Here is a 13,273-nt window from a genome sequence, read left to right as displayed (position 1 = left end):
GTTAGATCACGTGGTATGGGTCCCGGCCTTCGCCGGGACGACGGCGGTGGTTGTGGCCTTCGCCTCATTCCACAACGCGTCCATCTCCTCCAGCGACGCATCGTCCAGCGAACGCCCCTTTGCCGCCAGCGCCTTCTCGATATAGGCAAACCGCCGCTCGAACTTGGCATTCGTCGCCCGCAGCGCCGTCTCCGGATCGGCATCGACATGGCGGGCGAGGTTGACGACGGCGAACATCAGGTCGCCGGTCTCTGACGCGAGTTCCTCCTTGTCCTTGCTGTCGAGCGCCGCTTCGATCTCGTCGGCTTCCTCGCGGATTTTGGCCAGCACGGCGCGCGGATCGTTCCAGTCGAAGCCGACGGTCGACGCCTTGCGCTGCAATTGCATCGCGCGGGTCAGGGCAGGGAGGCCCGCCTTGACGCTGGCGAGCAGCGAGGTGTGCGCGGTCTCCTCCGGCGGCCGCCGCGCGGCGCGTTCGGCCTTCTCCTCGGCCTTGATGCGCTCCCAGGCGCTCTTCACGCCGGCGGGCTGGATGTTGCCGTCCTTGTCGGCGAAGACGTGCGGGTGGCGGCGGATCAGCTTCCTGGTGATCGCCTCGACCACGTCGCCGAAGGCAAAGGCGTTCTGCTCCTCGGCCATGCGGGCGTGATAGACCACCTGCAGCAAGAGGTCGCCGAGTTCCTCGCGAAGGTCGTCGAAATCACCGCGCGTGATCGCGTCCGCCACCTCATAGGCCTCCTCGATCGTGTAAGGCGCGATGGTCGCAAAATCCTGCTCGAGGTCCCAGGGACAGCCGGTCACCGGCGTGCGCAGCGCGGCCATGATCTCGATCAGGCGGGAAATGTCGCGGGAAGGGGTCATCGGGCACCGGACTGTGAGGGGTCTTTTTTGATGCGTTGGTGTTATGCCAAAACGAGCGAGCCGATCCCAGCCAAAGGCGCTGAACTCGCCGTGATGTCCACCGATTGGCCACCGTGCCAGAGGGTGCTAAAGCGCGTTCCATGACCGATCAAATCAATTCCGATACCGCGCTGGTGCTGTTTTCGGGCGGCCAGGATTCCACCACCTGCCTCGCCTGGGCCTTGCAGCGCTTTGCCCGCGTCGAAATGCTCGGCTTCACCTATGGCCAGCGCCATGCGATCGAGCTCGACTGCCGCGACCGATTGCTGTCAGGCATCCGCGCGCTGCGGCCGGACTGGGCCGCAAAGCTCGGCGACAGCCACACCATCGCGATCCCGACGCTGGCGGAGATTTCCGACACCGCGCTGACCCGCGACGTAGCCATCGAGATGGGCGCCGACGGCTTGCCGAACACGTTTGTGCCGGGCCGCAATCTGGTGTTCTTGACTTTCGCGGCGGCGCTGGCCTATCGCCGCGGCATCCGCCACATCATCGGCGGCATGTGCGAGACCGACTACTCCGGCTATCCGGATTGCCGCGACGAGACCGTCAAGGCGCTGCAGTCGGCGCTCAACCTCGGCATGGCCAAAAACTTCGAGCTGCACACGCCGCTGATGTGGCTCGACAAGGCCGCGACCTGGCGGCTCGCACATGAACTCGGCGGGGCAGGGCTGGTCGACCTGATCCGCGAGCATTCCCACACCTGCTATCTCGGCGAACGCGGCGCGCAGCACGATTGGGGTTTTGGCTGCGGCGAATGCCCGGCGTGCAGCCTGCGCGCCAAGGGCTGGCGGGAGTATGTGGCGCAGGGCGGTCGCTGATCCATGTGGCGTCGCGGTCTCTCGGTTCAACAATGACCGTCATCCTGAGGTGCGAGCCTTGCAGCGCAACTGCGCTGCTGGGCGAGCCTCGAAGGATGAATCGGCCCGGCTGGTGGCCGTCGATCCTTCGAGGCTCGCCGAAGAGGCTTGCACCTCCAGCGACAAAGGCGAAGCCTTTGCGCGGGGATGACGGGTCTGACAGCTTTCGCAGGGACGACAGTGGAGCGATCACTCGAAATCCGCCGGCGTCAGCTCGATCGGCTTGCCGTGTGGGGTGCGGTCGGCGGCGTGGTCCCAGGCGTTGCGGTAGCGGCGCAGCGTGTCCGGGGTCGTGACGCCCTTGGCCGCCACGAGATGCTCGAGCGTCGCCAGCCAATGCAGATAATAGGTCTCGCCGGTGTCAGGATCGCCGGCGGCCTGCGCGCGCTTGATCTGATCGGCCAGCGCCGCGGCCCATTCCGGCCAGGTGAAGACGCCGCGGTCGTGCAAAGTGAGCGCCATGGCGAAAGCCTGCGCCTCCCAGGGCGCGCGAAACACCGGGCCGTCGTCATCACGGGGAATGCTGGCGACGGCGCTGGTGGCGCGAGCGGCCGCGGAGGCGTCCATCAGGCCGGCTCCAGATACGGCTCGAAGGCGTCGATCGACACCTTGATGGTCGGGTCAGTGTCCGGCCCCCACAGCTCGCGTCCGTCGAACACGACGGTGTACAGCCATTGCGGATGCTCGCCGGCATCGTTGGCGGCCGTGTCGGGAAACACGTGACAGCCATGATCGCGCTCGACCACGCCGACATGCCCGCGCACATAGCGCGGCAGCCGCGTGTGGGTGGCGGGATGGATGTTTTTCGCCCGCACCCGCTCGCCCGGCTTGAATTTCGCGGCCGCCGGCGCGGTGCGGCCGAACTTGCCGCGCACCATGACGCGCTCGACGTCGGCGACCGAGAACTTGCCGTGCTTGAGCGACTTCGCCGGCGCCACCGCATGTCCGGCCGCGACGTCCTCAGGCGCGACATAACCCCTGGCAAGCAGCAGGTCTTCGAGCCCGAGCAGCCATTTCTTGTAATACGAGCTCGAGAGATAAACGTGCGGGGGCAGGGACTCCCGATAGAACCGCGACGCGTCGATGTTGAAGGCGCCGGCCGCGCCCATCGCGCGCACCATCGCCAGTACCCGCGATTCCCATTCCTGGTGGAACATCGGCTCGTTGGGCTCGGGCTCGACCTTGCCGAACCCGTCCATGCCGCCCATGTCGTGCACGCCGTTCACGACGGGGCTCCCGGCGTCTTCGGGAATCCGGTGCCGATCATGGAGTCGCGCGTCACGAGCTCAGCGAGTTGCTCCTCGCTCCAGCCCTCGGTGCCGGCCGGCCGCATCGGCAGCACCAGGAAGCGGGTTTCTGCGGTCGAATCCCAGACCCGGATTTCGGTCTGCGTCGGCAGGCTGACGCCGAAATCGGCCAGCACGCCGCGCGGATCCTTAACCGCGCGCGAGCGATACGGCGCCGCCTTGTACCAGACCGGCGGCAGCCCGAGCATTTCCCAAGGATAACAGGAGCACAGAGTGCACACGACCATGTTGTGGCGATTGGGCGTGTTCTCGACCGCGACCAGATGATCGCCGACGCGGCTGACATGGCCGAGCGTGCCGACCGCCTTGCTGGCATCGTCGAGCAACGCCTGCTTGAAGGCGGGATCGCTCCACGCCTTGGCGACGACGCGGGCGCCGTTATGCGGGCCGATCTTGGTCTCGTAGGCCTGCACGATAGCGTCGAGCGCGGCCGGCTCGAAATAGCCCTTTTCGCTCAGGATCGATTCCAGCGCGCGGACGCGCAGCTCCATTTCCGACAGCTCGGAATGGTCGTGATCGTGATGATGATGGTCGTGATCATGGTCGGTCATGGCGGCAGGATAGGCGAACTGGCCGTGCTATGTCGAGGCGAGCGATTGCCCGGCATTTGACACAACAATGCGAGCAGGGAGGTATTCGGTGGCTGACTTCGGCCGACGATCCACGCAAGATGCAAGGGACGACATCTACTCCGGATTGCGCGGCCGAGACTGCTGGGACTCATTTGGAAGCTGACCCAAGGTTACGCTCACTGAGCTCTGCTTTCCGGCGCGAACCATCGCGAGTTGAACTGAAGAGCCGGGCGCCATTGCGTGGATCCTTTTCGTCAATTCGGTGGCGCCCTTGATCGGCTCTCCAGCCACCGAGGTCACGACGTCGCCGCTTCGCAAACCGGCCTTCACCGCGGGTCCATCCTTTTGAAGATTGGCAATGATCGCACCTTGGAGGTTCTCGACGCCGAGACCATCGGCGATCTCCGGGGTAACCGATTGGACTTCGGCGCCCATCGACGCGCGCGTTACGGTGCCTTTTTCCCTCAATTGGGGGATCACTGACTTGACGGTGTCTGCCGGGATCGCGAACGCAACCCCCGACCAACCGCCGGAGGGAGAAAAGATCATACTGTTCACGCCGATGACATCGCCGTTGGTATCGAGACTGGGGCCGCCGGAATCTCCGCTATTGATCGGCGCGTCGATCTGAAGGAAGCCCTCGCTTGGACCATTCTCGAGTTCGCGTTCCCGTGCCGAGACGATCCCCGCCGTGACCGTCCCTCCAAGCCCGAACGGATTGCCTACAGTCAGCACCCAATCGCCGACGCGCGGCGGCCGTTCGGCCATTTTCACGTAGCTAAAATCGGCTCGCCCATCGACCTTGATCAGGGCGAGGTCGCTGAGCGCATCCCTTCCTACCACCTTTGCCGAGTAGCTCTTCTTATCGCTCGTGAGGATCGTGGCAGTATCGCTGTCTTTGACAACGTGGCTGTTGGTCACCGCGTATCCGTCCGGCGAGATGAAGAAGCCTGAGCCCATTGCGACCGATTGGATCGCATTCGGGCTCTTTCTCGGGCTCAGGCCACCTGGTCCCGAAGGTCCCTTGCCGGGAGCGTTCTCATTGGGAGCGTCCTCCTCGGGTCCGTCGCCGAAGGGGAGGCCCGGCCGCAGTTGCTTGGCTTCAACCGATCTGGAGATGACGCCAATAACAGCGGGTTGAGCTCTCTCGGCCATATCGGCGAAGTTGCCGGGTGCTCCATTGGGCGATGCGACATCTCCGATCAATTGGATCGCGCCCGCAGGCCGCGTTGCGAGGTTGGGACCATGAGTGGAGTTCGGCTGGGCAACCGCCGTGCCGATGGTGGCCAGGGCCGTCAACGCCATACCGCCAATAGCCGGCAGTTGACGGTGACCGACGGTCAATTTTCTGAACGCCATTTCGACCTTCATTGCCTTTCTCATCTTTGCACCCGTCTCGAGAAAGCTGGCTTCTTCCGCCAACGGCAGCTCGCGGCAAAGGTTTCATTCCGGCATCGCTTCGATCGAACTTGGCGGCCCAATACTCGACGTTCGGCGCGGGAGTGGTGGCTCTGCCGCAGTCGCAGCGACGGATAGCTCCAACGCGGAGCACAGCGCTACCGTTCGCCGGGCGGCCCCGTACCCATAATTCGCATAAGGTATATTATGGAATTTTTATATCTACAATTAGATCAGATATTTAGTGGGAAATCTTCGCAAACGCTGGCAACTGGGCGCTGTGACCGGGCTGCTTCGACAGCTCGACAGATGCCATGTCGGCGGGCTGCCACCGCATGCCGGTCCACCGCCAGCCGCCTCGGCTGAAAGCCGATATTGCCGCGGCGTGCGGACGCTGCAATAAGCGCGGCCGTATGCAGAGATCGCTGGTGACCCCACGGCATCAGGTCCGTATAGGATTGGCATCTCAGAACAACAACAAGCCTCTCGAGGGAGACCACCAATGAGTTTTTCACGACGCACGCTGCTGAAGGCCACCGCCGCTTCCGCCGTCCTCGGCAGCGTCGGCGCACCTTATGTGGCGCGCGCCCAGTCCGCCGAGTTCTCCTACAAGTACGCCAACAATCTCCCGGATGGCCATCCGATGAATGTGCGCGCCAAGGAGATGGCCGCGGCGATCAAGGCCGAGACCAACGGCAAGTTCGACCTGCAGATATTCCCGAACAACCAGCTCGGTTCCGACACCGACATGCTGAGCCAGATCCGCTCCGGCGGCGTCGAGTTCTTCACGCTGTCCGGCCTGATCCTGGCGACCCTGGTTCCGGCGGCCTCCATCAACGGCATCGGCTTCGCGTTCCCGGATTACGACACGGTCTGGAAGGCCATGGATGGCGGCCTGGGGGCCTATGTCCGCGGCGAGATCAAGAAGGCCGGCCTCGAGGTGATGGACAAGATCTGGGACAACGGCTTCCGCCAGACCACGTCGTCGACCAAGCCGATCAACGGCCCGGACGATTTCAAGGGCTTCAAGATCCGCGTGCCGGTATCGCCGCTGTGGACCTCGATGTTCAAGGCATTCGATGCGTCGCCCGCCTCGATCAATTTCAGCGAGGTCTATTCGGCGCTGCAGACCAAGATCGTCGAGGGCCAGGAGAATCCGCTGGCGATCATCTCGACCGCCAAGCTCTACGAGGTGCAGAAGTTCTGCTCGCTGACCAACCATATGTGGGACGGCTTCTGGTTCCTGATGAACCGCCGGGCGTGGGAAAAATTGCCGGAGGATGTCCGCACCGTCGTCGCCAAGAACATCAATGCCGCGGCCGTCAACGAGCGCGCCGACGTCGCCAAGCTGAATGCCGGCCTGCAGCAGGAACTGGCCGGCAAGGGCCTGGCCTTCAACCAGCCCACCGTGGCGCCGTTCCGCGAGAAGCTGAAGGCGGCCGGCTTCTATGCCGAATGGAAGGGCAAGTATGGCGAGCAGGCCTGGGACCTGCTGGAGAAGTCCGTCGGCAAGCTGTCGTAACGCGTCAAAGCAAGAAGCCTGAGTGCAGGGGGCCGTATGGCTCATGCCGAATTGACCGAAGTCGCGGCCGGCGAGGTGAATCAGCCCCCTCGCCGCCGCTCGTTCCTCGTCGCGCTGGAATCGTTGCTCGGAACGCTGGTCGAGATTCCCGCGGCGGTGCTCGTCGTCGCCGAGATCGTCATCCTGTTTGCCGGCGTGGTCGCGCGCTACGTGCTGCTCCAGCCGCTGATCTGGTCGGACGAACTGGCGTCGATCCTGTTCCTGTGGCTGGCGATGCTGGGGGCGGCCGTCGCATTCCGCCGCGCCGAGCACATGCGGATGACCGCAGTCGTCGCCAACGCGCGGCCTGCGATGCGCGCCTATCTGGATCTGGTGGCGACCTGTGCGGCGCTGGCGTTCCTCGTGATGATCGCCTGGCCGTCCTGGGAATACGCATATGAGGAAAGCTACATCACCACGCCGGCGCTGCAGATCCTCAACAGCTGGCGCGCCGCGGCGCTCCCGGTCGGCATCGCGCTGATGGCCCTGTTTGCGCTGTTGCGGCTCGCCCGCGCCGGCAATGTCAGGACGGTGCTGGCAGCGATCGCCTCGGTCGCGGCCGTCATCGCCGCATTCTGGCTGCTCAAGGGCGCGCTGAAACCGCTCGGCAACCTCAATTTGATCATCTTCTTCGTCGGCGTGGCGGGCTTCTGCGTCTTCGCCGGCGTCCCGATCGCGTTCGGTTTCGGGCTCGCCACCTACGGCTATCTGGCGCTGACCACGAGCACGCCATTGATGGTGCTGGTCGGGCGCATGGATGAAGGCATGAGCCACCTGATCCTGTTGTCGGTGCCGCTGTTCGTGTTCCTCGGGCTTCTGATCGAAATGACCGGAATGGCGCGGGCGATGGTGGCGTTCCTGGCGAGCCTGCTAGGCCACGTCCGCGGCGGGCTGCATTATGTGCTGGTCGGCGCGATGTACCTCGTATCAGGCATTTCCGGATCGAAGGCGGCCGACATGGCAGCCGTCGCGCCGGTGCTATTTCCGGAGATGAAGGCGCGCGGCGCGAAGCCCGGCGACCTCGTCGCCCTGCTCGCCGCGACCGGCGCGCAGACCGAAACCATCCCGCCGTCGCTCGTCCTGATCACGATCGGCTCGGTCACCGGCGTGTCGATCGCGGCGCTGTTCACCGGCGGCCTGTTGCCCGGCGTGGTGCTGGCGATCACGCTGTCGGCGCTGGTGTGGTGGCGCTACCGCGGTGAGAATCTGAGCCATGTGACGCGGGCCAGCGGCGCCGAGATTCTCAAGGCGCTGATCGTCGCCCTGCCCGCGCTGGCACTGCCTTTCGTGATCCGTTACGCCGTGGTCGAGGGCATTGCGACCGCGACCGAGGTCTCCACGATCGGCATCGTGTATGCCTTCATCGTCGGCTTCTTCATCTACGGGCTGTTGATCTACCGCAATTTCGACTGGCGGCGGATCGTTCCGATGCTGGTGGAAACCGCCTCGCTTTCGGGCGCGATCCTGCTGATCATCGGTGCCGCCACCGGCATGGCCTGGGGCCTGACCCAGTCCGGCTTTTCGCGGGCGCTGGCTGCGGCGATGACCGGCCTGCCCGGCGGCTCCGCGAGCTTTATCGCGGTCTCGATCCTGGCCTTCGTGATCCTCGGCAGTGTGCTGGAGGGCATCCCGGCGATCGTGCTGTTCGGGCCCCTGCTGTTTCCGATCGCCCGGACGGTCGGGGTCCATGAGGTGCACTACGCCATGATCATCATCCTGGCCATGGGCATTGGATTGTTCGCGCCGCCGTTCGGGGTCGGCTATTATGCCGCCTGCGCCATCGGGCGCGTCGATCCGGCCGAGGGTATCCGGCCGATCTGGGGTTACATGCTGGCGCTGCTGATCGGCCTGGTCATCGTCGCCATCTTCCCCTGGATCTCGATCGGCTTCCTGTAAGAACCTTGGGATGGGCCACATGAGTGCAGCTCAAAACCAGTACGCGATCGGGTTGGACAAGTCGCCGGCCAACTACGTGCCGCTGACGCCGCTGAGCTTCCTGGCGCGCTCGGCCGCGGTCTATCCCGACCATGTCAGCACGGTCTATGAAGGCCGCAGCTTCACCTGGAAGCAGACCTACGAGCGCTGCAAGCGCCTTGCGTCGTATCTGGCCGGCCGCGGCATCGGCCACGGCGACACCGTCGCGGCGATGCTGCCGAACATCCCGGCGATGAACGAGCTACATTTCGCGGTGCCGATGACCGGCGCGGTGCTGAATGCGCTCAACATCCGGCTCGATGCGCCATCGATCGCGTTCCAGCTCGACCATGGCGGCGCCAAGATCATCCTCGTCGACCCGGAATTTTCCGGCGTGATCGCGGAAGCGCTGACCTTGATGGAGGGCGCAAAGCCGTTCGTGATCGACGTCGATGATGCGGCGTTTGCCGGCGGCAAGCGGATCGGCGAGATCGAGTACGAGGCGGCGGTCGCGCAGGGCGATCCCTCGTTTGTCGAGCGGCCGCCGGCCGACGAATGGGATGCGATCGCGCTGAGCTATACCTCCGGCACGACGGGTAACCCGAAGGGCGTGGTGACGCATCACCGCGGCGCCTATCTCAACGCCGTCAGCAACATCCTTGCCGGCAATCTCGGCCAGCATCCGGTCTATCTCTGGACGCTGCCGATGTTTCACTGCAACGGCTGGTGCTTTCCCTGGACCATCGCGGCCGCGGCCGGCGTCAATGTCTGCCTGCGTAAGGTCGACCCGGCGAAGATCTTTGAGCTGATCCCCAGGCACGGCGTCACCCACATGTGCGGCGCGCCGATCGTCTACAACACGCTGATCAATGCGCCGGATGCGCCGAAGGGCGGCAAGGCAAAACCCGTGATCGGCCTGATCGCGGGCGCGGCGCCGCCGGTTGCGGTGCTCGAGGGCGCCGAGCGGATCGGTGTCAAGCTGACCCATGTCTACGGCCTGACCGAGGTCTATGGCCCCGCCTCGGTCTGTGCCGAGCAGCCGGGCTGGGACGCGCTGTCGGCCGACCAGCGCGCGCAGTTGAAGCGGCGCCAGGGCGTCTCCTATCCGCTGCAGGAAGGCGTCACGGTGCTCGACCCGGAAACCATGCGCGAGGTGCCGCGCGACGGCGAGACCATCGGCGAGGTCATGTTCCGCGGCAACATCGTGATGAAGGGGTACCTGAAGAACGAGAAGGCGACCCAGGAAGCGTTTGCCGGCGGCTGGTTTCACACCGGCGATCTCGGCGTGCTCGACGAGCACGGCTACGTCATCATCAAGGATCGCTCGAAAGACATCATCATCTCCGGCGGCGAGAACGTCTCATCGGTCGAGGTCGAGGACATCCTCTACAAGCACCCGGCCGTACTGTTCGCGGCGGTGGTGGCAAAGCCGGACCCGAAATGGGGCGAGGTGCCCTGCGCCTTCCTCGAATTGAAGGACGGCGCGAAGGTAACCGAGGCTGAGATCATCGCCTATTGCCGCGAGCACATGTCGGGCTTCAAGACCCCGAAATCGGTGGTGTTCGGCGTGATCCCGAAAACGTCCACGGGCAAGATCCAGAAATTCCTGCTGCGCAATCAGGTCGGCTCCGCCAAGGCGATCTCGGCCTGAGCAAGGCCCCACATACTCGCTGTCGTCCCGGGCCTGCCCCGGGACCACGAATGCCAATTGTGTTGCTGCGCTGGAGCGACAGCTTACCTCAACGCCAAAGCCCTGTGGCTATGGGTCCCTGCTTTCGCAGGGACGACAGCGTGTGTTGGGCGAGGCGCTCAGTTGTCCGCGAGGCGGCCGAGCAGATCGTACAGCAGCTGCTTCTGCTCGGCGTCGAGCCGCGCCAGCGTCTTAGCCGTGCATGCGATCTCGATCGGGATCAACTGCTCGACCAGCGCGACGCCGGCAGCCGTCAGGTCGATCAGCACCAGCCGCCTGTCGGTCGGGTCGCGGCGCGTTGCAACGAGCCGCCGCTTCTTCAGCCGCAGCACCACGTCGCGGATGTTGGCCGGCTCCATCGCGACGAGCCGGCCGAGCAGGTTCTGCGACAGCGCCCCGCGCTCATAGAGCCGGGCCAAGGTGGCGAACTGTGGCGCGGTCAGATCATGCGAGCCGATCTGCTCCACGAGATTGGACGAGGCGCGCTGGTAGGCGCGGCGCAGCAGGAAGCCGACCTGGTCCTCCAGCCGGTAGTCTGGCGCCTGGCGCCTGACCGGCGCGGCTACCTTAGTCGACGTTCTCGGCATCGCGGTACATCACCTTGTGGCGCGTGGTCGAAACCCATTCGTCGATCTGGGCCTCGGTCATGTAGTGCGAGGCGTCGAACCTGTTCCAGTTGCTGATATCGGACAGGCTCTTCTTCCAGCGCTTGTACGGCGGCTTCGCCGGCGGCCCGAAGCAAATGATGTCGAGCACCGACAACTCCTCGGGGATGCCGAGCAGCGGCTTCATGGCCTGCTGCGCCTTCTCCTGCCCGATCGCGGTGACCCACCACACATTGTAGCCGAGCGCAGCGGCCGCAAGGTGCGCCGACATCGTCGCCGCCGCCACGCTCTGCAGCAGGATGCGCTCGGCGTTCTCCTTGTACATCTTGTCGAGCTCGGAGCCGTCGTTGAGCACCGGAAACGCCCTGACCCAGCGAAAATCACTGGCGACGACGATGAAGCCGGGCGCCGAGGCCAGCCCGCGATAGTCGGGCGTCGGAAACTTCATCTTGAGCCTCGCGCGCGCCACCTGCTCCTCGCGAAAATACTCGGTGATCCGGTTCTTCAGGTCCTGGTCGGTGACGGCGATGAAGTGCCAGGGCTGGGCATTGGCGCCGGACGGCGCGTGCCGCGCCGCCTCCAGGATCATGTTGTAATGCTCGGCCGGCATCACGTAGCTGGAATCGAACGCCCGCGTCGTCAGGCGGTTCTTCACGACGTCCATCAAGGCGTCATAGCGCGTGCGGTCGGTGTAATCGCGCGTTGCCAAGGCTTCGGCCATGGGATCCTCCCAATATCGTTATGATCATAACGATATTCCAATCGCGCGAAACGTCAATGCGCAAGCGTGTGATCGCTGGCACGGCGAACGTGCGGCGGCGGACGGGTGCCGTCCGACCGACGGAAATGTCGTGATTGGGAAGCGTCAGCCCGACTGATCGAGCGTCAGGCGCATGCCGTCATAGGCCGGGATCACGCCGGGCGGCAGCTTGTGCCGCAGCACCTCGTAGTCGAGGTCGGAATGCATATTGGTGAGGACCGCGCGCTTCGGCTTGAAGCGCTCGATCCACGACAGCGCGTCGGCCACGCTGAAGTGGCTGGGATGCGGCGCATAGCGCAGGCCGTCGACGATCCAGAGGTCGAGATCCCTCAGCGCCGGCCAGCTCTCCTCCGGAATGTCGTGCAGGTCGGGCGTGTAGGCGGAATCGCCGATGCGGTAACCGAGCGCGGGAATCCGGCCATGCTGCACCAGGAAGGCCTCGAGCTTCAGCGCGCCGCCCTTCCCTTCGACCGTGTGGCTCTCGCCGGCCTCGATCGAATGCCGCGTCAGGATCGGCGGATAATCGCTGCCTTCCGGCGAGATGAAGCAATATGAGAACCGCGCCATGATGTCCTTGGCGGTGGACATGTTGAAATAGACCGGGATGCGGCGGCGCTGGTGCATCACGACCGAGCGCAAATCGTCGATACCGTGGGTCTGGTCGGCGTGCTCGTGGGTCAGGAACACCGCATCGATATGCTCGACATCGGCGTCGATCAGCTGCTCGCGCAGGTCCGGCGACGTGTCGATCACGACCCGCGTGGTGCCCTGCGCCGTGGCGCGCTCGGCCATGATCGAGCAGCGGCGGCGCCGGTTCTTGGGATTGTTGGGATCGCAGGCGCCCCAGCCGAGCGCCGGGCGCGGCACGCCGGCGGAAGAGCCGCAGCCCAGAATTGTCAGTGTCAGCGTCATGCAGCAACCTTCGGCGCCGGCACTTTTGAGAACAGCCGGAAGAAGTTTTCGCTGGTCTGCCGCGAAATCTCGTCGAGCGAGACGCCGCGGGTCTCCGCCAGCACCCTGGCGACCTCGACGACATAGGCCGGTTCGTTGCGCTTGCCGCGGAATTTTCCGGGCGCGAGATACGGCGCATCGGTCTCGACCATGATGCGGTCGGCCGGCAGCTCGGCTGCGAGCGCGCGTAGCGCCTCCGACTTCTTGAACGTGATGATGCCGGTGAACGAGATCGACAGCCCGAGCGCGATCGCTTTCATCGCGAGCTCGCGGCCGCCGGTGTAGCAATGGAGCACGGCCTTGAACGGTCCCTTCGCGACCTCGTCCTCGAGGATGCGGCCGCAATCCTCGTCCGCCTCGCGGGTATGGATCACCAGCGGCAGCCCGGTCGCACGCGCGGCGGCAATGTGGGCGCGAAAGCCGCGCTCCTGCGCCTCACGCGAACCATGCTGATAGAAATAGTCGAGCCCCGCCTCGCCGAGCGCCACGACCTTCGGATGCTTCGTCAGCTCGATCAACTCGCTGGCGGGAATGCCGTCCTCTTCATCGGCATGATGCGGATGGGTGCCGACGGAGCAATAGACGTCGGGAAACCGCTCGGTGATTGCAAGCAGCCCGTTGAGCCGCTTGACCCGGGTCGAGATCGTGACCATGCGGCCGATGCCGGCCGCTTCGGCGCGGCCGACGATGCCGTCGAGATCGTCGGCAAAATCGGGGAAATCGAGATGGCAGTGACTGTCGACCAGCATGATGTC

At 64.8% G+C, this 13,273-nt stretch carries 13 protein-coding genes; 4 read left to right on the top strand and 9 right to left on the bottom strand.

Features of this window, described 5'->3' with window-relative positions:
* Window positions 1–6: 6 nt before the first annotated feature.
* A complete protein-coding gene (mazG, locus tag CI41S_RS27340) occupies window positions 7–861 on the bottom strand; it encodes a nucleoside triphosphate pyrophosphohydrolase (protein WP_139862422.1) in 855 nt (284 codons plus the stop codon).
* A gap of 140 nt (window positions 862–1,001) precedes the next feature.
* Here mazG and queC point away from each other — a divergent pair, with 140 nt between their 5' ends.
* Window positions 1,002–1,721 carry a 7-cyano-7-deazaguanine synthase QueC gene (queC, locus tag CI41S_RS27335; RefSeq protein WP_139862421.1) on the top strand — a complete coding sequence of 240 codons (720 nt, stop codon included), beginning with the start codon at window positions 1,002–1,004 and terminating at the stop codon, window positions 1,719–1,721.
* Between the two features lie 228 nt (window positions 1,722–1,949).
* Here the strand turns inward: queC and CI41S_RS27330 are convergent, their stop codons facing one another.
* The 4 genes from CI41S_RS27330 to CI41S_RS27315 form a co-directional block, all read right to left on the bottom strand.
* Window positions 1,950–2,327 (bottom strand): nitrile hydratase accessory protein, encoded by a 378-nt coding sequence (locus CI41S_RS27330; protein WP_172628212.1) that lies wholly within the window; start codon window positions 2,325–2,327, stop codon window positions 1,950–1,952.
* Window positions 2,327–2,986 carry a nitrile hydratase subunit beta gene (gene nthB, locus CI41S_RS27325; RefSeq protein WP_139862419.1) on the bottom strand — a complete coding sequence of 220 codons (660 nt, stop codon included), beginning with the start codon at window positions 2,984–2,986 and terminating at the stop codon, window positions 2,327–2,329. Before nthB ends, CI41S_RS27330 begins: the two co-directional genes overlap by 1 nt.
* Entirely contained in the window at window positions 2,983–3,618 is a 636-nt protein-coding gene (gene nthA, locus CI41S_RS27320; protein ID WP_139483643.1) for a nitrile hydratase subunit alpha, read from the bottom strand. Before nthA ends, nthB begins: the two co-directional genes overlap by 4 nt.
* Before the next feature lie 135 nt (window positions 3,619–3,753).
* Window positions 3,754–5,061, bottom strand: coding sequence for a S1C family serine protease (locus tag CI41S_RS27315; protein ID WP_139862418.1), 1,308 nt, complete (start codon window positions 5,059–5,061; stop codon window positions 3,754–3,756).
* Window positions 5,062–5,539: 478 nt separating this feature from the next.
* Here CI41S_RS27315 and CI41S_RS27310 point away from each other — a divergent pair, with 478 nt between their 5' ends.
* Genes CI41S_RS27310 through CI41S_RS27300 form a run of 3 tightly spaced genes read left to right on the top strand, consistent with a single transcriptional unit; the run spans window position 5,540 to window position 10,163 of the window.
* Window positions 5,540–6,559: a TRAP transporter substrate-binding protein gene (locus tag CI41S_RS27310; RefSeq protein WP_139862417.1), complete on the top strand. Its 1,020-nt coding sequence runs from the start codon at window positions 5,540–5,542 to the stop codon at window positions 6,557–6,559.
* Between the two features lie 36 nt (window positions 6,560–6,595).
* Entirely contained in the window at window positions 6,596–8,494 is a 1,899-nt protein-coding gene (locus CI41S_RS27305) for a TRAP transporter large permease (RefSeq protein WP_139862416.1), read from the top strand.
* Window positions 8,495–8,513: 19 nt separating this feature from the next.
* On the top strand, window positions 8,514–10,163 hold the full coding sequence (locus CI41S_RS27300; RefSeq protein WP_139862415.1) for an acyl-CoA synthetase: 1,650 nt from the start codon (window positions 8,514–8,516) through the stop codon (window positions 10,161–10,163).
* A gap of 158 nt (window positions 10,164–10,321) precedes the next feature.
* Here the strand turns inward: CI41S_RS27300 and CI41S_RS27295 are convergent, their stop codons facing one another.
* The 4 genes from CI41S_RS27295 to CI41S_RS27280 form a co-directional block, all read right to left on the bottom strand.
* Window positions 10,322–10,789 (bottom strand): MarR family winged helix-turn-helix transcriptional regulator, encoded by a 468-nt coding sequence (locus tag CI41S_RS27295; protein WP_139862414.1) that lies wholly within the window; start codon window positions 10,787–10,789, stop codon window positions 10,322–10,324.
* Window positions 10,770–11,528 (bottom strand): nitroreductase family protein, encoded by a 759-nt coding sequence (locus CI41S_RS27290; protein WP_139862413.1) that lies wholly within the window; start codon window positions 11,526–11,528, stop codon window positions 10,770–10,772. Before CI41S_RS27290 ends, CI41S_RS27295 begins: the two co-directional genes overlap by 20 nt.
* A 144-nt stretch (window positions 11,529–11,672) precedes the next feature.
* Complete coding sequence (locus CI41S_RS27285) at window positions 11,673–12,479, bottom strand: MBL fold metallo-hydrolase (protein ID WP_139862412.1); 807 nt, start codon at window positions 12,477–12,479, stop codon at window positions 11,673–11,675.
* Window positions 12,476–13,267 (bottom strand): TatD family hydrolase, encoded by a 792-nt coding sequence (locus CI41S_RS27280; RefSeq protein WP_139862472.1) that lies wholly within the window; start codon window positions 13,265–13,267, stop codon window positions 12,476–12,478. Before CI41S_RS27280 ends, CI41S_RS27285 begins: the two co-directional genes overlap by 4 nt.
* Window positions 13,268–13,273 lie beyond the last annotated feature (6 nt).

The organism is Bradyrhizobium ivorense (genome assembly GCF_900696085.1).
GTDB lineage: Bacteria > Pseudomonadota > Alphaproteobacteria > Rhizobiales > Xanthobacteraceae > Bradyrhizobium > Bradyrhizobium ivorense.
The sequence above is the reverse complement of the archived record's forward strand: the minus strand, read 5'-3'. Positions and strand labels throughout refer to the sequence as shown.